Origin of the sequence: Paraburkholderia sp. HD33-4 (assembly GCF_021390635.1) — a bacterium.
GTDB lineage: Bacteria > Pseudomonadota > Gammaproteobacteria > Burkholderiales > Burkholderiaceae > Paraburkholderia.
The window spans coordinates 3,075,807-3,095,019 of sequence record NZ_JAJEJS010000001.1 but is presented as its reverse complement, the minus strand read 5'-3'; the positions used below and the strand labels follow the sequence as shown (position 1 = coordinate 3,095,019).

The 19,213-nt window shown below is 63.9% G+C and carries 19 protein-coding genes; 7 read left to right on the top strand and 12 right to left on the bottom strand.

The features are described 5' to 3' along the window. The first annotated feature begins 3 nt into the window (after positions 1-3). The 3 genes from L0U84_RS13680 to L0U84_RS13670 are packed head-to-tail and all read left to right on the top strand — an operon-like array spanning position 4 to position 2,097. On the top strand, positions 4-1,131 hold the full coding sequence (locus L0U84_RS13680; RefSeq protein WP_233850527.1) for an acyl-CoA dehydrogenase family protein: 1,128 nt from the start codon (positions 4-6) through the stop codon (positions 1,129-1,131). Between the two features lie 34 nt (positions 1,132-1,165). Next, positions 1,166-1,624 carry a MaoC family dehydratase gene (locus L0U84_RS13675; RefSeq protein WP_233850525.1) on the top strand — a complete coding sequence of 153 codons (459 nt, stop codon included), beginning with the start codon at positions 1,166-1,168 and terminating at the stop codon, positions 1,622-1,624. Next, positions 1,621-2,097 (top strand): MaoC family dehydratase, encoded by a 477-nt coding sequence (locus tag L0U84_RS13670; protein ID WP_233850523.1) that lies wholly within the window; start codon positions 1,621-1,623, stop codon positions 2,095-2,097. The genes L0U84_RS13675 and L0U84_RS13670 overlap by 4 nt, the downstream gene beginning before the upstream one ends. Positions 2,098-2,198: 101 nt before the next feature. Here L0U84_RS13670 and L0U84_RS13665 read toward each other — a convergent pair whose 3' ends face one another. From L0U84_RS13665 to L0U84_RS13640, 6 genes are all read right to left on the bottom strand, one after another. Continuing rightward, the gene (locus tag L0U84_RS13665) at positions 2,199-2,900 is read right to left on the bottom strand and encodes a glutathione binding-like protein (protein WP_233850521.1); all 702 of its coding nucleotides are present in this window, start codon (positions 2,898-2,900) and stop codon (positions 2,199-2,201) included. A 125-nt stretch (positions 2,901-3,025) separates the two neighbouring features. Next, a complete protein-coding gene (locus L0U84_RS13660) occupies positions 3,026-4,285 on the bottom strand; it encodes an acyl-CoA dehydrogenase family protein (RefSeq protein ID WP_233850519.1) in 1,260 nt (419 codons plus the stop codon). Between the two features lie 58 nt (positions 4,286-4,343). Further along, a complete protein-coding gene (locus tag L0U84_RS13655; RefSeq protein WP_233850517.1) occupies positions 4,344-5,450 on the bottom strand; it encodes a phosphotransferase in 1,107 nt (368 codons plus the stop codon). A gap of 20 nt (positions 5,451-5,470) precedes the next feature. Beyond that, positions 5,471-6,187, bottom strand: a complete 717-nt coding sequence (locus L0U84_RS13650; RefSeq protein WP_233850515.1) for a histidine phosphatase family protein — start codon at positions 6,185-6,187, stop codon at positions 5,471-5,473. A gap of 21 nt (positions 6,188-6,208) precedes the next feature. Further along, on the bottom strand, positions 6,209-6,997 hold the full coding sequence (locus L0U84_RS13645) for an oxepin-CoA hydrolase, alternative type (RefSeq protein ID WP_233850513.1): 789 nt from the start codon (positions 6,995-6,997) through the stop codon (positions 6,209-6,211). Beyond that, positions 6,994-8,559 carry a 3-hydroxyacyl-CoA dehydrogenase gene (locus tag L0U84_RS13640; RefSeq protein ID WP_233850512.1) on the bottom strand — a complete coding sequence of 522 codons (1,566 nt, stop codon included), beginning with the start codon at positions 8,557-8,559 and terminating at the stop codon, positions 6,994-6,996. The genes L0U84_RS13645 and L0U84_RS13640 overlap by 4 nt, the downstream gene beginning before the upstream one ends. A gap of 127 nt (positions 8,560-8,686) precedes the next feature. Here L0U84_RS13640 and L0U84_RS13635 point away from each other — a divergent pair, with 127 nt between their 5' ends. After that, positions 8,687-9,334, top strand: coding sequence for a glutathione S-transferase family protein (locus L0U84_RS13635; RefSeq protein WP_233850511.1), 648 nt, complete (start codon positions 8,687-8,689; stop codon positions 9,332-9,334). Between the two features lie 109 nt (positions 9,335-9,443). Here L0U84_RS13635 and L0U84_RS13630 read toward each other — a convergent pair whose 3' ends face one another. Next, positions 9,444-10,616, bottom strand: coding sequence for a pyridoxal phosphate-dependent aminotransferase (locus L0U84_RS13630; RefSeq protein ID WP_233850510.1), 1,173 nt, complete (start codon positions 10,614-10,616; stop codon positions 9,444-9,446). Positions 10,617-10,800: 184 nt separating this feature from the next. Then, positions 10,801-11,307 (bottom strand): putative toxin-antitoxin system toxin component, PIN family, encoded by a 507-nt coding sequence (locus L0U84_RS13625; protein ID WP_233850509.1) that lies wholly within the window; start codon positions 11,305-11,307, stop codon positions 10,801-10,803. 57 nt (positions 11,308-11,364) lie between these two features. Here L0U84_RS13625 and yaaA point away from each other — a divergent pair, with 57 nt between their 5' ends. Both yaaA and L0U84_RS13615 read left to right on the top strand, forming a co-directional pair. Beyond that, a complete protein-coding gene (yaaA, locus tag L0U84_RS13620) occupies positions 11,365-12,147 on the top strand; it encodes a peroxide stress protein YaaA (RefSeq protein ID WP_233850508.1) in 783 nt (260 codons plus the stop codon). 51 nt (positions 12,148-12,198) lie between these two features. Next, positions 12,199-13,365: a M14 family metallopeptidase gene (locus L0U84_RS13615; protein WP_233850507.1), complete on the top strand. Its 1,167-nt coding sequence runs from the start codon at positions 12,199-12,201 to the stop codon at positions 13,363-13,365. A gap of 111 nt (positions 13,366-13,476) precedes the next feature. Here L0U84_RS13615 and L0U84_RS13610 read toward each other — a convergent pair whose 3' ends face one another. The 4 genes from L0U84_RS13610 to L0U84_RS13595 form a co-directional block, all read right to left on the bottom strand. Continuing rightward, the gene (locus L0U84_RS13610) at positions 13,477-14,091 is read right to left on the bottom strand and encodes a BspC domain-containing protein (protein ID WP_233850506.1); all 615 of its coding nucleotides are present in this window, start codon (positions 14,089-14,091) and stop codon (positions 13,477-13,479) included. 173 nt (positions 14,092-14,264) lie between these two features. After that, positions 14,265-14,939, bottom strand: coding sequence for an energy-coupling factor ABC transporter permease (locus L0U84_RS13605; protein ID WP_233850504.1), 675 nt, complete (start codon positions 14,937-14,939; stop codon positions 14,265-14,267). 112 nt (positions 14,940-15,051) lie between these two features. Further along, the gene (locus L0U84_RS13600; protein ID WP_233850503.1) at positions 15,052-15,933 is read right to left on the bottom strand and encodes a response regulator transcription factor; all 882 of its coding nucleotides are present in this window, start codon (positions 15,931-15,933) and stop codon (positions 15,052-15,054) included. A gap of 214 nt (positions 15,934-16,147) precedes the next feature. Next, complete coding sequence (locus L0U84_RS13595; protein ID WP_233850502.1) at positions 16,148-17,362, bottom strand: DUF2863 family protein; 1,215 nt, start codon at positions 17,360-17,362, stop codon at positions 16,148-16,150. A gap of 273 nt (positions 17,363-17,635) precedes the next feature. Here L0U84_RS13595 and L0U84_RS13590 point away from each other — a divergent pair, with 273 nt between their 5' ends. Next, complete coding sequence (locus L0U84_RS13590; protein ID WP_233850501.1) at positions 17,636-18,751, top strand: AI-2E family transporter; 1,116 nt, start codon at positions 17,636-17,638, stop codon at positions 18,749-18,751. Positions 18,752-19,213: the final 462 nt, after the last annotated feature.

Below are 19,213 nucleotides of genomic sequence, written 5' to 3'. Positions count from 1 at the left end.
CGCATGGACTTCACTTTTAACGACGAACAACAGCAATTCGCCGATGCGTTGCGCCGCTATCTCGAGAAGAGCTATGGCTTCGAAGCGCGTCAGGAGATCGTGCGCTCGGAGGCGGGCGTATCGGCTGCACACTGGGCTGCGTTCACCGAACTGGGGCTGACCGCGTTGCCGGTGCCTGAAGCGCAGGGCGGTTTCAACGGTGGGCCGATCGACATGCTCGTGGTCATGCAGGAACTCGGCCGCGCGCTCGTCGTCGAGCCGTATTGGGCGACGGCGGTCGGCATCGAGGCGCTGCGCCTTGCCGGAACCGGCGACGGCGAAGATGCCGCGCTGCTCGAACGGGTGGCCCAGGGTGAAGCAAGGCTGGCCGTAGCGTTTCATGAGCCGGATTCCCGCTACGATCTGTTCGACATCGCGACGACCGCGACCGGGCAGGGCGCTCAGCATACGCTCAGCGGCACCAAATCTGTCGTGCTGCACGGCGCGCAGGCGGACCACTGGATCGTGCCGGCGCGCCTCGATGGCGAGATTGCACTCTTTGTCGTCGCACGTGACGCGGCTGGCGTCGCGATCACCGGGTACCGCACGATCGACGGTCAACGCGCCGCGACGCTCGAATTCAGCGGCACGCCCGCGCGCCGTCTCGCCGGCGAACATGCGGGAGCGGCAGCCCTGGAGCATATCGCCGACTACGGCACGCTGCTGCTGTGCGCGGAAGCGATCGGCGCGCTCGACGCGCTCAATCACGCCACCGTCGAATACACCAAAACGCGCCAGCAGTTCGGCCAGCCGATCGCGCGTTTCCAGGTGCTGCAGCATCGCATGGTCGAGATGCTGATCCACGCCGAGCAGGCGCGTTCGATTACGTATCTGGCCGCGATGCGCTACGCGAGTGAAGACGCGAACGAGCGCCGGCGCGCAATCTCCGCGGCAAAGGTTCGGGTCGGCCAGGCCGCGCGTTTCGTCGGTCAACAGGCGGTGCAGTTGCACGGCGGCATGGGTGTCACGAACGAAGTGGCGGCCGCGCATCTGTTCAAGCGCCTCGCGATCATCGAGACCACGCTCGGCGACGTCGATCATCATCTCGCGCGGTTTGCCACGCTGCCCGGATTTGCCGTCGCCGGAGACTGATCGGGCCGTTCCAACGGACAAAGGAGGTGCACTGATGAAAATCAGTTTCGAAGACATGGAAGTGGGCACGAGCCACGAGATCGGCAAGCATACGTTTACACGCGAGGAGATCGTCGAGTTCGCGCAACAGTTCGATCCGCAGCCGTTTCATCTCGACGAAGCCGCCGCGGCCGAATCGCCGTTCCGCGGCCTCGTCGCAAGCGGCTGGCACACCTGCTCGGTGATGATGGGCATGCTCGTGCGCAAGGTGCTGGCGAATTCGACGTCGATGGGTTCGCCCGGTCTCGATGAGATTCGCTGGCTCAAACCGGTGCGAGTCGGAGATACGATCACGATGATGAACGTCATCGTCGACAAGCGCGTGTCGCAGAGCAAGCCGGATCGCGGCATCGTGTCGACGCGCTGGGAGGGCATCAATCAGCACGGAGAATTGGTGGTCACGGTGCGCTCGAATGGCATGTTCGGCCTGCGTCATCCGGGAGTTACGGCATGACGGCAAGCGCGGCGACGATCGCCGCTTTCGACAATGTGGACGCTTTGCGCGCGCTCGTCGGCGCGGCGCCGCTCGTCAGCGAATGGCTGAGCGTCGATCAGGACAGGGTCAACCGTTTTGCCGAGGCGACCGGCGATCATCAGTGGATTCACATCGATCCCGAGCGGGCCAGGCGCGAATCGCCGTTTGGCGGCCCGGTCGCGCATGGGTTTCTGACGCTGTCGCTGATCCCGGCTTTGCTCGGCAAGACGCTGAGAATCGAGCAGCGTATGGGCGTCAACTACGGCTTGAACCGCGTGCGGTTCATGTCGCCGGTGCTCGTGGGGTCGTCGTTGCGTGCGAAGTTCGCGGTGGAGTCGGTGACCGATGTAGACAACGGCGGCGTGCAACTCGCATGGAACGTGACGCTGGAGCGTCAGGGCAGCGATCGACCGGTGTGCGTCGCGGAGTTCATCACGCGGCACTACTTCTAGCGTTTGCCCCTTCACAGGTCCAATAAAAAAAGCGCGAGCCGGCAGGGATGCCGCTCGCGCTTTCTGTTGGTGTGTAGCCGCCTAAGCGCGACGGCCCGAAACTAGTGTTTCGCGTACTGCGTCGCGCCAAACAGAATTTCTTTCGCCTTGTCGTCCATCAGCGGCACGCGCGCGGACGCCAGCACGTCGACGCCGCGCACTACCGCCGAGCGCGCGGCGATCTCTTCATGCCAGCGCTTCACGTTCGGCAACGTATCGAGTTCGATGCCCTGGTTTTGCCACGAACGGGTCCACGGAAACGCGGCGATGTCCGCGATCGTATAGTCGTTGCCGGCGAGGTAACGCGTCTTGCCGAGTTGCGTGTCCATCACGCCGTACAGACGTCGCGCTTCGTTGGTGTAGCGATTGACAGCATATTCGATCCGCTCGGGCGCATACACGCGGAAGTGATGCGTTTGTCCTAGCATCGGACCGAGGCCGCCCATCTGGAACATCAGCCATTGCAGTGTCGCGTAGCGCGCGGCCGGATCGGTGGGTAGAAACTTGCCGGTTTTCTCGGCCAGATAAATCAGTATCGCCCCTGATTCGAACAGCGCGAATGGTCGCCCGTCGGCGCTTTTCGGCCCTTCGGAATCGACGATCGCGGGAATCTTGTTGTTGGGGCTGATGGCGAGAAATTCGGCCGCGAACTGGTCGCCGGCACCGATGTTCACCGCATGCACGTTGTAGGGTAGGCCCGTCTCCTCGAGCATGATGTGAACCTTGTGGCCGTTCGGGGTCGCCCAGCTATAGACGTCGATCATCCTGGCTCCTTTTCGTCAAAGCGGCGCCACAAAGAGGGCGCCGCGGTTGCCGAAAATTAGAGCATAGAACGCGCGATGCTGCTTGCGATGGCCTCGGGCCCCGCGCTCACCCCGAGTCGAGGCACTCAAACGCGGGTGACCGGCATTTCCACGCGAGCCGCCGCGCCCGCATCCATGTGACGCGCGAGTTCGAGCTTGGCGATCGCGTTGCGGTGCACTTCGTCGGGGCCGTCGGCGAAACGCAGCGTGCGCGCCGATGCATACGCATACGCGAGCGGGAAATCGTCGCTGACGCCGCCGCCGCCATGCGCCTGAATCGCCCAGTCGATCACCTGGCACGCCATGTTCGGCGCGACCACCTTGATCATCGCGATTTCGCCGCGCGCGCCCTTGTTGCCGACAGTGTCCATCATGTATGCGGTCTTCAACGTGAGCAGACGGGCCTGCTCGATCATGCAGCGCGCCTCGGCGAGACGTTCCTGCGTGACACCCTGCGATGCGACCGGCTTGCCGAACGCGACACGTTGCAGCGAGCGCTTCGCCATCAATTCGAGCGCGCGCTCGGCGAGACCGATCAGACGCATGCAGTGATGGATGCGTCCCGGGCCGAGACGGCCTTGCGCGATCTCGAAGCCGCGGCCCTCGCCGAGCAGCATGTTGGTGGCGGGCACGCGCACGTTGTCGAGCGTGATCTCCATGTGGCCGTGCGGCGCGTCGTCGTAACCGAACACCGTGAGTGGGCGATGCACGGTGATGCCGGTGGCGTCGGCGGGCACGAGGATCATCGACTGCTGCTGATGGCGCGGCGCGTCGGGATCGGTCTTGCCCATCACGATATAGACCTTGCAGCGCGGATCGCCCGCACCCGACGACCACCACTTGTGACCGTTGATCACGTAGTGATCGCCATCGCGCACGATGCTGGTCTGGATATTGGTCGCATCCGACGACGCGACCTCCGGCTCCGTCATCAGAAATGCCGAACGGATCTGACCTTGCAGCAGCGGTTCGAGCCACTCGCGCTTGTTGTCTTCGCTGCCGTAGCGCTCGATCGTCTCCATGTTGCCGGTGTCCGGCGCATTGCAGTTGAACACTTCCGGCGCCCAGGGCACGCGGCCCATGATCTCGCACAGCGGCGCGTATTCGAGATTCGTCAGGCCGGCGCCGCGCTCCGATTGCGGCAGGAACAGATTCCACAGGCCGGCGTCGCGCGCCTTCTGCTTGAGTTGCTCGATCAACTCGGTCGGCACCCATGCGTTGCCGTTCTGGCGATTACGCGCGATCTCCGCGTAGAACGCCTGTTCGTTCGGGTAAATGTGCTCGTCGAAAAAGGCGAGCAGTTTTTCGCGCAACGCCTGGACCTTCGGGGTGTAATCGAAATTCATCTGAAAACCTCGCGGGTAACGGACTGCGAATGGTGGGGAGCAGGGCGCGCTCTTGTCTCTACAGAACCTTCTGCGCGTAATGCCAGGCCAGTTCGGCCATCGGCTTCGCGCGCCGGCCGGCGTCGAGCGCCTGCGCGCTCGACGCGGTACCGTCGACGACGCGTTTCATGATCCCTTGCAGAATCGCGGCGATGCGGAACATGTTGTACGCCAGGTAAAAGTTCCAGTCGCCTTGAATCTCGAAGCCGGTGCGTTGGCAATAGCGCTCGACGTAGCGCGCTTCATCGGGAATGCCGAGCGCGGCCCAATCGAGTCCCGCGATGCCACGGAACTGTGCGGGGTCGACGTGCCACGCCATGCAGTGATACGCGAAATCGGCGAGCGGATCGCCGAGCGTCGACAGTTCCCAGTCGAGCACCGCGAGCACGCGCGGCTCATTGCGATCGAAGATCAGGTTATCGAGCCGGTAGTCGCCATGTACGACCGAGGTACGGCCGCTCGTCTGCGCGGGCATATGCTGCGGCAGCCAGTCGATCAGGCGGTGCATCGCGTCGATCGGCTCGGTCTCGGACGCCAGATACTGCTTGCTCCAGCGACCGATCTGGCGCGCGAAGTAATTGCCGGGCTTGCCGTAATCGGCGAGGCCGGCGGCGGCGACGTCGACGCTGTGCAACGCCGCGATCACGCGATTCATTTCGTCATAGATCGCCGCGCGCTCGGTGGACGTCATGCCCGGCAGCGATTGATCCCATAGCACGCGGCCTTCCACGAACTCCATCACGTAGAACGCGCGGCCGATCACGCTCTCGTCCTCGCATAGCGCGAGCATCCGCGCGACCGGCACGTCGGTGTCGGCGAGCGCGTGCATCACGCGGTATTCGCGTTCGATCGCATGCGCGGACGGCAGCAGCTTCGCGGCAGGGCCTGGCTTCGCACGCATCACATAGGAGCGCTTCGGCGTGATCAGCTTGAAAGTGGGATTGGATTGTCCGCCGGCGAACTGCTCGAGCGTCAGCGGCCCCTCGAATCCGTCGACGTGCGCGCTCAGCCACGCGGCCAGCGCGTCGGTGTCGAAGCGTTGCCGCTCGTTGACCGGGCGGGTGCCTTCGAAAGCCGAGTAGTCCTGTGTGCGTGCGGGTTCGCCGGTCTGCGTGGCTTGCGCCATGTGTCTCCTCCAGTTCGGTGTCAGCTACGCTGGTATCGGATGAATTGTGCGTAGAGCATTTCCATCGTGGTGTTGCGAACGTCGCGGTGCAACGGCGACGGCGGTGAATAGTTGAGCATGCGCAGCACCCAGTCGCGCGGCGCGGCGCCGACGTCGAGCGCATTGATGCAGCCGGTCGCCTGCGACAGATGACCGAAGAACGTGCGGCCGCCGGCAGTCAGCGCGTGCGACAGGATCGCGCGGTTGACGCCGCCGTGCAGCACCAGCAGCGCGGTGTCCCACGACGTGTCCTCGCGTAGCGCCGCGACGGCCGGCAACACGCGATCGAACAGCTCGCCGATCGTCTCTCCATCGAGAAAGCGCATGCTCTCCGGCACGATGCCGTCGAACACGCCGAGAAACGCCGCCTCGATATCGCCCGGCGGAATGCTGCCGAGCCGGCCGCCGCGAATCTCCTGCAAAGCGGGGTCGATCTCGGGTTCGATCTCTTGGCCCGTTTCGGCCAGCACACGCCGCGCGGTTTCGATCGTGCGCGGCAAGCCGCTGACGATCACACGGTCGAAGCGCAGTTGCTGTTCGGCGAACACGCGGCCCGCCGCGCTCGCCTGCTCGCGGCCGTTCGCGTTCAGCGGCACGGTTTCGGGATCGATCGCGCGGCCGGAATCGTCGAAGTAGGTGACGTCGCCGTGACGCATCAGGAAGATGCGGCGACGTTTCGGCAGTTGGTAGTCGGACATGTCGGGCGGCTCTCCCGTCGCTTATTTGTAGATCGGCGCGCGCTTTTCGAGGAACGCGGTGATGCCTTCGAGGCCGTCGCGATGGTGCAGCGATGCGACGAAGTTATCGCGCTCGGCGACCAGGTGATCGGCGAGCGACTGCGTGCCGGCCGCGGCGATCAGCCCCTTGATGCGCGTGACCGAATTGGGCGAAATCGTGCCGAGTTCGTCGGCCCAGGCGAGCGCGTTGTCGAGCGCGGTGCCGGCTTTGGTAAGCCGGTTGACGACGCCGAGTTCGTGCAGACGCGCGGCGCCGATCGGTTTGGCTTCGATCAGTACCTCGGTGGCCAGCTGGCGCGGCAGCGACTGCGCGAGGAACCACGAGCCGCCGCCGTCGGGCGTCAAGCCGACGCGCGCATACGACATCGCGAATTTGGCGTTGTCCGCGGCGACGATCAGATCGCAGGCGAGCGCGAGCGAAAATCCCGCGCCGGCCGCGGCGCCTTCCACCGCGGCAATGACCGGCTTCGACGACAGCCGCAGCGCCGAAATCCATTGAGCGAGCATGTCGATGCTATCGGCCTGCACGGACGGATCTTTCGCGCGATTTTCGAGCAGGCGGTTCAGGTTGCCGCCCGCGCAAAAGAAGTTGTCGGCACCGGTGATCACGACAGCGCGAATCGACGGATCGCGCTCGGCGGTATCGAATGCCTCGATGCCGGCCGCGTACATGTCCGGATGCAGCGCGTTGCGCGCGCCGGGGTTCGAGAGCGTGAGGACCAGCGTGGATTCGCTGCTGGCCGGGCGTGAAGCGAGCAGGGCGGCGCTCATGATTGGGTCTCCTGGGTCTCCGATTGAGTGTCGGCGGCGTCGCGCTGCGTGAGCGAGAGGCCGAGTTGCGCGCGTCTGGCGAGCCACGGCGACGGGCGATAGCGCGGCTCGCCGAGCACGCTGTGCATGTTGCGCAGGATCGTGAGAATGGTGGTGGCGCCGAGCGCATCGCCGAGCGCGAGCGGTCCGCGCGGATAGCCGAGGCCGAGCGTGACGGCGAGGTCGATGTCCTGCGGCGTCGCGATCTGCTTTTGCGCGATGTCGCAGCCGATGTTGACGATCGTCGCGACCACCCGCTGCGCGACGAAGCCGGTCGAATCGCGGATCACGGTGACGGGGATGCCGTCGGCGGCGAACAGCGCATGCGCGCTGTCGCGCGCGGCGCGTGTCGTGGCCGGCGTGGTCATCACCGTGCGGCGTTGCGCGCCGGCGAGCGGGAATAGTGCGTCGACGGCGACGACGCGGCTCGCGTCGAGCGCTTCGTCGACCGCGGCGGTGGTCGCGTCGTGGCCGAACGGCGTGACGACAATCAGCGAACCGGCGGCGGGCGTCGCGCCTTCGTCGAGCTTCACGCCCGCGTTGCCGACCAGCTGCACGACGGCCTCATACGCGTCGCGATAGCGCTGGCTGACCCATACGCTTTGCGGCAGCGCGGCCGGCGCGGGCGCTTCGGCGGGAACCTGCTGCTTGCCGTCCACGTAGCGATAAAAACCTTCGCCGCTCTTGCGGCCGAGCAGTCCGCCCGACAGCCGCGTGCCCGTGATCGGCGACGGTGTGTAACGCGGTTCCTCGTAGAACTGGTGATAGATCGACTCCATCACCGGATGCGAAACGTCGAGCGCGGTCAGGTCCAGCAGCTCGAACGGCCCGAGGCGAAAGCCGGCTTGTTCGCGCATGATGCGGTCGATGTCCGCAAAGCTCGCGACGCCTTCGCCCGCCACGCGCAAGCCCTCGGTATTCATGCCGCGACCCGCGTGATTGACGATGAAGCCGGGCATGTCCTTCGCGCGCACCGGCGTGTGGCCCATCCGGCGCGCGAGATCCATCAGCGCGTCGCCGGCCTTGGGGTCGCTGCGCAGGCCGTCGATTACTTCGACGACCTTCATCAGCGGCACCGGATTGAAGAAGTGATAGCCGACCACGCGCGACGGGTCGGTGCAACCCGCGGCGATCGCGGTGATCGACAGCGACGACGTATTCGACGCGAGGATGCAGCGGCCGCTGACCACGGTTTCGAGCTCGCGAAAGAGCGCCTGCTTCACGTCGAGCTTTTCCACGATCGCCTCGATGACGAGATCGCAGCCGACCAGTTCGCTCACCGCCTGCACGCCGCTCACATTGGCGAGCGCGGCGAGCGAGCGTGACTGCTCGAGCTTGCCTTTGGCCGTCAATTTGGCGAAAGTCTCCGCGAGATAGTCGCGCGCGGCGCCGACGGCGGCCGCGTTGGTGTCGTAGAGCCGCACGCGCAGGCCGGCGAGCGCCGCGATCTGCGCGATGCCGCGGCCCATCGCGCCGGTGCCGACGATGCCGATGGTCTCGATACTGAAATTGCGAGAGTTCATTGCGATGCCTGACTCCATGGTTATTTTAGAATAGCACGATCGTGCAATTTCCTGGATGATTTGATGGAAAGCCGCTGCTTCAACTTCGACGCGCGGTCTCACACACCATGACACAAGGAGACACCCGATGATCAAGCTGTGCGGTTTTGCGCTTTCCAACTACTACAACAAGGTCAAGTTCGTGCTGCTCGAACATGGCATCGAGTTCGAGGAGCATCTCGTGAAGCCGAGCCAGGACGAAGCGCTGCTCGAGCATTCGCCGCTCGGCAAGGTGCCTTATCTGCAGACCGAACACGGCGATCTGTGCGAGTCGCAGTGCATCGTCGAATATCTGGCCGCGCGTTTTCCCGACAAGCCGATCTTCTCCGCCGATCCGTGGCAGGCCGCCAAGGAGCGCGAAATGATCTTTTTCGTCGATGTGCATCTCGAGCTGACGGCGCGCAATCTGTACAAGGAAGCGTTTTTCGGCGGAACGATCACGGACGCGACGAAAGGGCGCGTCGAGAAACTGCTCACGCATCACATCGCCGGCTTCAAACGGATCGCGAAGTTCTCGCCGTATCTGTGCGGCGAGCAGTTCAGCATCGCCGATACCGCCGGCTACGTGAGCCTGCCGCTTGTCGGAATGGCGACGCAGACCATTTACGGCCGTGATTTTCTGCTCGAAGCGGGAGTCGACTGGAAGAGCTACGTGAAGACGATCAACGCGCGGCCGGCCGCGCAGCGCGTGACCGAGGACCGCAAGGCCTGCGTCGCGGCGTCGCGTGCGTCCTGAGGGAGTGAGCGCAGTGCCGTGAAGCGCGCGAGGGTGTGAAGCGCACACCCGTGCCGCAACGCGCGATGGCAAGGAACGTGGGCTCGTTCGTGACATCACGCGCAGCGTCCTAGAGTCGCGCGAGCCGTTCGAGCGCGGTGGCGAGCGTGCTTTCCTGCTTGGCGAAGCAGAAGCGCACCACGCCCGACTCGTGCGCCTCGTGGTAGAAAGCCGACACGGGAATCGCCGCGACGCCGATCTCGCCGGTCAGCCATTGCGCGAATTCGGCTTCGGGCAGATCGCTGATCGCCGAATAGTCGACGCATTGAAAATACGTGCCCGTGCAGGGCAGCAACCTGAAGCGCGAATTCGCGAGGCCGGCGCGGAAAAAGTCGCGCTTGCGCTGATAAAACGCCGGCAGATCCACGTACGGCGCCGGGTCCAACATGTAATCAGCGAGGCCGATTTGCATCGGCGTGTTGACGGTGAACACGTTGAACTGGTGCACCTTGCGGAACTCGGCGGTGAGCGCGGCGGGCGCGGCCACATAGCCGACTTTCCAGCCGGTCACGTGGTAAGTCTTGCCGAAGCTCGACACGACGAAGCTGCGCTGCGCGAGTTCCGGATAACGCGCGACGCTTTCATGCGGCGCGCCGTCGTAGACCATGTGCTCGTACACCTCGTCGGACAGGATCAGCACGTTGGTGCCGCGCACGATCTCTTCGAGCTTGCGCATGTCCTGTTCGCGCCACACGGTGCCGGTCGGATTGTGCGGCGTGTTGATCATGATGAGCCGCGTCCTCGGCGTGATCGCGGCGGCGAGCTTGTCGAACGGGATCGCGTAGTCGGGTGCGTCGAGCGTGACGAAAACCGGCTTGCCGCCCGCGAGCTCGATCGACGGCAGATAGCTGTCGTAGGTCGGCTCGACCACGACCACTTCGTCGCCCGGATGGACGGTGCAAAGAATCGCGGTCAGCAACGCCTGGGTGGCGCCCGCGGTCACGGTGATTTCGCTATGCGCGTCGTAGCGGCGGCCGTACAGATTCGCGATCTTGTCCGAAATCGCCTGACGCAGCGGCAGCACGCCGGCCATCGGCGGATACTGGTTGTGGCCGTCGCGCATTGCGTTCGCGACCGCGTCGACGATGCGCGGATCGCAGGCGAAGTCGGGAAAGCCCTGACCCAGATTCACCGCGCCTTTTTCCGCGGCGAGCGCGCTCATCACGGTGAAGATCGTCGTGCCGACGTCCGGCAGGCGAGATGGGAACGTGGGGCTCGTGGGCGTGTCGTGCGGTGCGTTCATGGCGTCGTGGGTAGCAGGGCGATAAGGTGGGACGAGTCTCGAACTGTCGTTGCGAAGGGCGAAGTCTGATTGTAGGGAATCGCGACACGCTGTGCGCGCCGCGAGTTTCACGTTGACCATCTGGCCGGCCCGAGGTGAGCCGTCAACGTGCGGCCGGCTCGCAGCGGCGCACGGATGACCGGATTCACACGGTGACGGGCACGTCTGCGGCCTTCTGCTCGATACCGACCGCCGCGACGAACGGCGCCGGTTGCGCGATCCGAAAGCCGAAATCGCGGGCGATCCGCTTCGCGAGCTTCAGCACCGCGCGGTCTTTCGATACGAGCCAGTCGGCCTGCGCCGCATGCGCAAGCTCGAGAAACTTCTGGTCGTCGCGGTCTTTGCATTGGGGCAGCGGTCGTACGTTGTCGGCGGACTCGGTCGGCGCGGGTGGCTCGACGAGTTGCGCGAGCCGCGCGACGACCGCGAGCGCCGCGGCTTTGTCGACGTTGCGGTGCGCGAACTGCGGATAGTCGAGTACGTAGGTGAGTTCGGCGAGGCAGCGCGCGTCGATCAGCGCGGCGAGCGTGCCGCTTTCGAGCGCGGCGGCGATCGGCCGCGTGTGCGGGTCGTCGAATACGAGAATATCGATCCATACGTTGGAATCGAGTACGACGCGCAATGCGCCGCTTGAGGCGAGGGAACCGGGCATTCGTTACAATCGGGCTTTCGTCTTTGACCGCCAGGCACGGCGTGCCTGCAAGCCTCTATGATAATCGTTCTGTCGCCGGCGAAATCGCTCGACTACGACACCCCGCCGCACGTCAAAAAGCACACGATCCCCGATTTCGTCGACGATGCCGCCGAACTGATCGGCGACCTGCGCCGTTTGTCGCCGCAACAGATCGCTTCGCTGATGAGCATCTCCGATCAGCTCGCGCACCTCAATTTTCAGCGTTACGCGGACTGGTCGCCGCAATTCGGCACGCACAACGCCAAGCAGGCGGTGCTCGCTTTCAATGGCGATGTGTACGAGGGTTTCGATGCGAAGACCTTGTCGTCGGCCGATCTCGACTATGCGCAGAAACATGTGCGGGTGCTTTCGGGTCTCTATGGCCTGCTGCGCCCGCTCGATCTGCTGCAGCCGTACCGGCTCGAAATGGGCACGCGCTTCGCCAATCCGCGTGGCAAGGATCTGTACGCGTTCTGGGGCGAACGCATCACGCACGCGTTGAACGCGCAGCTGAAGAAGAACGCGGCGGCCTCGCGCGTGCTGGTCAATTGCGCGTCGGGCGAGTACTTCAAGTCGGTCAAGCCGAAGCTGCTCGACGCCCCGGTCGTCACACCGGTGTTCGAAGACTGGAAGGGCGGCCGCTACAAGATCATCAGCTTCCATGCAAAACGCGCGCGCGGCTTGATGGCGCGCTTCGCGGTGGAAAACCGCCTCGATCGTCCCGAGCAGTTGAAGGACTTCGACACCGAAGGCTATGCGTTCACCGCTGAAGCTTCGAACGACTCCACTTTCGTATTTCGCCGCCGCGTTGCGGAATAAGCGCGTCGCTGCGCCAGGAAGGCGGCGTGCATACAGGCAGGGAAGATTCTGATGACGTTATCGATTACGAGCAATTTCGACGCAGGCGCAATTGATGTGCTGTCCTGCGAGGACGCCGGCAATATACGCCTGCGCGTGCGGCCAGACAGCCACGCCGAGTTCGCGCAGTGGTTCTATTTCCGTCTGTCGGGCGCGGCGGGCGAGCGCTGCGTGATGAACTTCGAGAACGCCGCCGCATGCGCGTTCGCGGAGGGCTGGCGCGACTATCGGGCGGTTGCGAGCTATGACCGCGTGAACTGGTTTCGCGTGCCGACGTCGTACGACGGCAAGGTATTGACGATCGACCATACGCCCGATTTCGACAGCATCTACTACGCGTACTTCGAACCGTACAGCGAGGAGCGCCATGCCGAGTTTCTCGGTGCCGTGCAGCAGATGCCGCACGCGTTGCTGACCGAGCTCGGCAAGACGGTCGAAGGCCGGCCGATTTCGCTGCTCACGCTCGGCACACCGCCCGCGGACGATGCCGCCAACGTCGCGCCGAAAAAGAACATCTGGCTGATTGCCCGCCAGCATCCGGGCGAGACGATGGCCGAATGGTTTATCGAGGGGTTCGTGAAGCGCCTCGCGGGCTGGGGCGATTGGGCGGGCGATCCGGTCGCGCGCAAGCTGTACGATCACGCGGTGTTCCACATCGTGCCGAACATGAATCCGGACGGCAGCGTGCGCGGCAATCTGCGCACCAACGCGGCCGGCGCGAACCTGAATCGCGAATGGATGGAGCCGGACGCCGCGCGCAGTCCCGAGGTGCTGGTGGTGCGCGACGCGATTCATGCGACGGGCTGCGACCTGTTCTTCGATATTCATGGCGACGAAGCGTTGCCGTATGTGTTCGTGGCGGGCTCCGAAATGCTGCCGGGCTTTACCGAGCGGCAGGGGCGCGAGCAGAAGGCGTTCATCGAGGCGTTCAAGCACGCGAGTCCGGATTTTCAGGACAAGTATGGCTACGCGGCGAGCAAGTATCGCGAGGACGCGTTGAAACTCGCGTCGAAGTACATCGGCAACGAATTCGGCTGTCTGTCGTTGACGTTGGAAATGCCGTTCAAGGACAACGCGAATCTGCCCGACGAGCGCGTGGGCTGGAACGGCGAGCGCAGCGCATCGCTGGGTGCCGCGATGCTGCAGGCGATTCTGCGTCACGTGGAGACGTTCGCTTAAACACGCGCACGGATGGACCCCAAAAGACGAGGCCCGCACGGAAAGAGTGCGGGCCTCGTTTTTATTGGGGCGACGCAGCGGGCTGTGGTGCAAGCCCACCGGCGCCGGATGTCATTGGCTCTTTTTCTTCGAGCTCTTGTTCGCCGATTTGCTCGATGTCGCGCGCGACGATTTGCCCGAGCCCGTCTTCGACGGATTCTTCGTCTTGCCGCCGACCGCGTGCTTGCCTTTGCCGCCTTTGTGCTTGCCCGATCCCTCGCTGTGCGCGCGGTTCGGCGGTACCGGATCGTTCCAGCTGAACGCGAGCATCTGCGAGCCGACGTAGCCGCAGCGGAATTTAAGATCGGCCGGCTCGCCCGAGTTGTTCTGGCGCACGCCGACGCCCTCGACGGTGACGATGCTGTCGACCTTGACGCGCTGCTTGCCTTCGTCGAACGAATCGTTCCACGGCGTGACCGACGAGTGCGCGCTGTCGAACGAACTGGATGGAAATTCAACGTGGTCGAACGCGGTCGACGTGCTCGCGACGAAGTCGCCGTGCGCGGCGCAGTCCGCGACGAGCGGGTCCGCGTGCATGTCGGTGATAAATTTTTTGACGAGGTCGTTGTGCTGTTCGAGCTGATCAGCGAATGCGGGAGTCGCGCAGATGAGCGAGAGGCTCGCTGCGCAGGCTGCCAACCGGCCGATCACCCGCAGCAACCCGCGCGGTACGTTGGTGCGATCCATCTAGTTCTTTAGACGCAAATGGGAGATGAGGCAAATAAGATGCCCCGCGCAAGGGTTGAGTTCAATGTTGCCGCAAATATTCTGTCTGTCCTGGTCGGAGCGCCCGGGAAGCCTCCAGCGACGAAGCGCTGATTACCACAGGTGCGCCGCACGCGACGTCAAAGCGCACGTTCTCAGGTGCGCGGGCCGCCCAGGCGATAGCGCCGCACGTCGTAGGTGGTGACCCATGCCGGACGGTAGACTGCGATCAGCGCGGTCGCCATGCCAGTGAACCAGGCTTCGCCGGTGGCGAGCAACAGCACGCTGAGCGCGTAGCCGACCGGCACCACGGTCATCGAGCCGCCGGACACGGCGATATGAATGCCGAGCGCCGCCGCGGCAGTGAACGACACGGCGATGGCGGGCGAAACGAAGCCCTGGCCGAAGATGAACATGAAGAGATTGCGCGGTAGCCACGCGGTGCAGATGCGCTGGATCAAGGTCGAGATGGCGACGGGTAGCGCGCCGTACACGAGGAACGTCAACGCGATGCCCTGCCACGGCGCATCGAAGACGACGGCGGCCAGACCCGTGACCACTGCCATCGCGATCAGGGCGAGTCCCCAGTCGAACAGAGTGACGACGAGCGTGGCGCCGAGCAGGTGCATCACGGTGCCGTCGTCGAGCCAGGCGTTGCTCGCCCACAGCACCGACACCGCAACGATTATCGCGAGCCAGACGTGCTGGAGCGTGCCGTCCTGAAGTCTTTTGAAAGGATTTTTCCACAGCGCGAGCGCGATCACCATGGCGGTGGCAATCCAGCCACCGACAGCGACCCAGAACGGAAGCGGTGTGTAGAGGAAACCCATGAGTCTCATATTACTCGTTGGACGGCAAAAGGTGTGAGCGGATTCCATGCCAGCCACCGTCAACGCTGCGCGCACTCGGATGTTCGAACCGAGACCCGCGGCGCGACCCGCGTCAGGCGGAGCCCGGCCTGACCGACTTCCGCGCGGGCTGGCCGTGCGGCGCTTCACCGTACGACGTGGCGGGCTCCGCGGCCATCGGCAGCGCGCTGCTGGTGTCGCTGGCGGGCAACGGATACTGGAAGCGCGCGCGCTTGTGACGCCGGAGCGGAACCGGGCCAGGCTGCCCACGGATGACGGGCCGCACGCTGTTCTCGCCGTTGTTACGCAGAACCTGCAAATGATTCGTGAGCCAGCCGTTGTACAGCGCGACCGCGGCGGCGCGGTTGGGCGCGCCGAGTTGCTGGAATATGCTCGTCAGGTGGATCTTGACTGTGCCTTCGCTAATGCCGAGCGTGCGCGCGATCATCTTGTTGGTGCTGCCCATGTGCACGCATCTCATGATCTGCTCCTGCCGCGGTGACAGTCCGCTCGAGAGCTTATTGCGGCGGGGCGGCGGACTTTCTTCATCGAACGTACGGATCGCGGTGTCGGTGGGTAGCGGCGGGTCGATCGCCAGCGCGCCGGGCGGCACGTAATGTCCGCCGAGCAGGACCATTTCCAATGCGCGCACGATCAGGCACGGATCGGTGTCGCGCGGAACGACACCGAGCACACCCTCGTCCATCAGCCCGCGCACGAGCGCTGGCAACGTCCCGTCGGTGAGCACGCTGACGCGTAGGTCGGGAAAATGGCTCAGCAACGCGCGAACCTGCGCAACCGACATCCAGTCTTCCCAGTCGATCACGACGAGATCCGGCCGGTAACGCTTGAACGGACGTTCGAGTAGACGCCATTCATCGGCTTCGGTGAAGCGCGCCAGCCGGTCGATCTGCCGCAGCAAGGCTTTGAGTCCATCACGTCGTTCTGCGTTTGAATTGAGAATCGCGAAGCGCATGCATGTCTCCAGATGTATCGGGCGAAATGGCGCGACGCATCTGTGCGGCTCGTGAAAATGACTCGATCACGGCGATGCGTCACCGTGCCTATGATGACAAATTCCCTTCGTTTTGACGGCTGTCCAAAAGGCATAAGAAAAGCGGACATTCAATGAAAAAAGCCCCGCATATACGGGGCTTTTTCGCGATAAGGCGTGGATGTCGACGTCGGGGTCAGTGGAAATGCGGTTGCGCGGGCTCAGCGTCCTCAGGCATTTCCGCATGGACGATTTCGCCGAGCGGGTCCGCGTACAGCGGCACGCCGCAGTCGTCGCAATATTCCGGCTCGAAGCGGCCCGCGTGGCGGCGCACGTCAGTGATGCCGGTTTCCTTGAGCAGCGCGACGATTTCCTCGAGCGGTTCGTCCGAGCCGGTGATTTCCTCCGGCTCCTCGTCGATGCCCGCCTCGCCGTTTTCGCGGCCGTAGAGTGGCCACACGACCCCGTAGATCACGTCGTTGCTGCCCTTGCGCGTGAAGCCGACGCGGTACTCGTCGATGCGACGTTCGCCGAAGCCGGCGACCACCGCGCGCAGGTCCTGCGGCGCCGCGCCAATTGTGTCGAAAAGATAACGCACGGCGGTACGTACGGTGTGCGGACGCACGCTTTCGTCGGCGTCGCGGCAGGCCGAGTAGTACGCATCCGGCAGCAGGCATTCGAATTCGCAGCCCGGCAGCACGACCGACAGATTGGCGCCGCCTTGCGTGGCCCACTGCTCGAGACATTGGCCGCGCTCGATGCGAGTGCCGTGCTCTTCTTCCTGCCAGCGGAACGTCGCTTCCCCGACGGGCGAGGCGACGACGGCGAGCAAGAAGCGCGGGTCCGCCAGAATCGGCGAGGTGTCCGGCAACTCGCCGTAGTTCAGCTTCGCGTTGCCGCCGCTGACCGCGGCTTGCGCGAGTTGCTGCGCGATGCGCCACGTTTCGACGTGATGGCGCGGCAACTGGTCGATGCTGTACAGGAACGGAGCCATTGCCACGCGCGTGTTCGCGGCGAGCACGTGCGCTTGCAGGTGCGCACGCAGCGCGTCGGCGGCGTCGGACTTGAGCGGGCCGGACGGAATCACGTAGCGGGTCCACGCGAGCACGGGCGCGGCGATCAGCAGCGCTTCGTAAGACACGCCTTCGTGTTCGATCACGAACGATTCGCTGTGCGTTTCCGCCATGTCGGCCAGCGCGCCGTAGGCATCGGGATGGTTTTGCTGCAGATGGTCGAGCGCGGCGTCCAGCGTGGTCTGGTTGGCGTTGCGCACGACTTTGGCCAGCAGCGCGTCGAGCTTCGCTTCCCAGAAGCGATCTTCGGTACGGCTGCCCGACGCGAAAAGCGCGAGCGAGAGACCGACGAGCTTGTCAGCGTCGGGAGGGAGACGTTTGGCGATTCGCGAGCGCATAAATCCAGAAAAATTGGGGGCACGGAACCTTATATTCTAGTCTTTTCCAGGCGGCTATATCGGTTGGTCGGCAATCTCCGGTCGATTCGGGCGCTTTCATCTCAAAATTGCGTTCGCCGCCGGCACGGTCGCAGGCGACGCACGCCGCGCTGGCCGGATGGTATAAGACACCCCGGACGCCCGACTCGCTTCTATACTGACGGCGTTCGGCGGGCGCCTGACGGGCGTGTGTGTCAAGTCATTGCCACGGTCTGGCGCAATAGGAGATCCATCGTGAAATCGGACCAACTGATCGAACGGCTCGCCGCAGTATTCGCATTGATTGTGCTCGTTGGCGGGTCGTTGCTGGTGCTGGCGCCATTTACGACTGCGCTGCTGTGGGGCGCCATCCTCAGCTACAGTTCCTGGGGTCTCTACCGGCGACTCACTGGTGTGGTTGGCGGGCGGCGCAAACTGGCCGCGACGTTGATCGTGCTGATTATTCTGGTCGTGGTGCTCGGGCCGTTCGTCTATGCGGGTTTTGCGTTCGGCGCGCATGTTCACGAAATCGTGGCGCTGGTGCAGAGACTCTTCGATTCGGGGCTGCCCGATCTGCCGCCGTGGGTGCAGCGGATCCCGCTGGTTGGTTCTAGTCTTGAGGCATTTTGGGAGCGCTTGACCAGCAGCAATTCTGAGCTGATCGCGCAGTTACGCACGCTCGCCGCGCCGGCCGGCAAGTGGATTCTGGCGGCGGCGCTTGCGGTGACGCATGGGCTCGGGCTGCTGGCGTTGAGCATCGTGCTCGCGTTCTTCTTTTATACCGGGGGCGAGGGGGCGGCTGCGTGGCTGAATGCCGGCATGCGTCGAGTCGCTGGTGAACGCGCCGAGTATCTGCTCGCACTGGCGGGCAGCACGGTGAAGGGTGTGGTCTACGGGATTCTTGGTACGGCCCTCGTACAGGGGGTTCTCGCGGGATTCGGCTTGTGGATGGCGGGCGTACCGGCGCCGGCATTGCTTGGGCTGGTGACGTTTTTTCTGTCGGTGGTTCCGGGCGGTCCAGTCATTGTCTGGTTACCCGCAGCGATCTGGCTGTATCAGGGTGGATCGACTGGGTGGGCGATTTTTCTGGTCATATGGGGTCTGCTGGTAGTCGGCATGGCCGACAACGTCATCAAGCCGATCCTGATTGGCAAGAACAGTGACATGCCGTTGATTCTGGTCATGCTTGGCATCCTCGGCGGCGCGTTTGCGTTTGGTTTCCTTGGCGTTTTCATCGGCCCGACGTTGCTGGCAGTCGCTTATACCGTGCTGCATGATTGGACGATCGGCGCATCCGCCACCCAGACCCTGGCGTCCGAAGTGAAAACACCAGCGATCGACGATCCGGGCCGTATCGGAAAGACCCCCTAAGGAAAACCCTAGGATTTCGCTTGCAAGTTTCCGTTGCTGCGACTAGAATTTCGCTCTTTCGTGCTCCGGACACCGGGGCGCGGAGAAGCGGGAAGCCTTGGATGGCGAGGGTTTCAGCGGTGTGGGCAGGTTAAGCGAGTGATAAAAACCTGTTGACGATCCGGTGAAAGTTCTCCATAATCTCGTTTCTCTGCTGCAGACGCAGCGACGCAAACGAAGCGGTGCCGGGTGGTTGTGGTTCAGGTGCTGCGGGTTGGCGGATCGATCTTTAAAAACTAACAGCCGATAAGTGTGGGCGCTTGATGCGGAATGCGGCGGCGGATTCTCCGGAGTCTGCTGCAAGGCAAAAGTATCAGAAGCCTCACACAGTATTAGAGGAAGGTTTATCTGTCGAAAGACGGATTGATCATCGTCAGTACGTTGAGTGAGCGACCGGTCTCGAGAGAGACCGAAAACAGTAAC

Excerpts from the sequence above, each read along its gene's own strand:
- L0U84_RS13680 (WP_233850527.1), top strand. The coding sequence starts at position 4 with ATGGACTTCACTTTTAACGACGAACAACAGCAATTCGCCGATGCGTTG.
- L0U84_RS13675 (WP_233850525.1), top strand. The coding sequence starts at position 1,166 with ATGAAAATCAGTTTCGAAGACATGGAAGTGGGCACGAGCCACGAGATC.
- L0U84_RS13670 (WP_233850523.1), top strand. The coding sequence starts at position 1,621 with ATGACGGCAAGCGCGGCGACGATCGCCGCTTTCGACAATGTGGACGCT.
- L0U84_RS13665 (WP_233850521.1), bottom strand. The coding sequence starts at position 2,900 with ATGATCGACGTCTATAGCTGGGCGACCCCGAACGGCCACAAGGTTCAC.
- L0U84_RS13660 (WP_233850519.1), bottom strand. The coding sequence starts at position 4,285 with ATGAATTTCGATTACACCCCGAAGGTCCAGGCGTTGCGCGAAAAACTG.
- L0U84_RS13655 (WP_233850517.1), bottom strand. The coding sequence starts at position 5,450 with ATGGCGCAAGCCACGCAGACCGGCGAACCCGCACGCACACAGGACTAC.
- L0U84_RS13650 (WP_233850515.1), bottom strand. The coding sequence starts at position 6,187 with ATGTCCGACTACCAACTGCCGAAACGTCGCCGCATCTTCCTGATGCGT.
- L0U84_RS13645 (WP_233850513.1), bottom strand. The coding sequence starts at position 6,997 with ATGAGCGCCGCCCTGCTCGCTTCACGCCCGGCCAGCAGCGAATCCACG.
- L0U84_RS13640 (WP_233850512.1), bottom strand. The coding sequence starts at position 8,559 with ATGAACTCTCGCAATTTCAGTATCGAGACCATCGGCATCGTCGGCACC.
- L0U84_RS13635 (WP_233850511.1), top strand. The coding sequence starts at position 8,687 with ATGATCAAGCTGTGCGGTTTTGCGCTTTCCAACTACTACAACAAGGTC.
- L0U84_RS13630 (WP_233850510.1), bottom strand. The coding sequence starts at position 10,616 with ATGAACGCACCGCACGACACGCCCACGAGCCCCACGTTCCCATCTCGC.
- L0U84_RS13625 (WP_233850509.1), bottom strand. The coding sequence starts at position 11,307 with ATGCCCGGTTCCCTCGCCTCAAGCGGCGCATTGCGCGTCGTACTCGAT.
- yaaA (WP_233850508.1), top strand. The coding sequence starts at position 11,365 with ATGATAATCGTTCTGTCGCCGGCGAAATCGCTCGACTACGACACCCCG.
- L0U84_RS13615 (WP_233850507.1), top strand. The coding sequence starts at position 12,199 with ATGACGTTATCGATTACGAGCAATTTCGACGCAGGCGCAATTGATGTG.
- L0U84_RS13610 (WP_233850506.1), bottom strand. The coding sequence starts at position 14,091 with ATGGATCGCACCAACGTACCGCGCGGGTTGCTGCGGGTGATCGGCCGG.
- L0U84_RS13605 (WP_233850504.1), bottom strand. The coding sequence starts at position 14,939 with ATGGGTTTCCTCTACACACCGCTTCCGTTCTGGGTCGCTGTCGGTGGC.
- L0U84_RS13600 (WP_233850503.1), bottom strand. The coding sequence starts at position 15,933 with ATGCGCTTCGCGATTCTCAATTCAAACGCAGAACGACGTGATGGACTC.
- L0U84_RS13595 (WP_233850502.1), bottom strand. The coding sequence starts at position 17,362 with ATGCGCTCGCGAATCGCCAAACGTCTCCCTCCCGACGCTGACAAGCTC.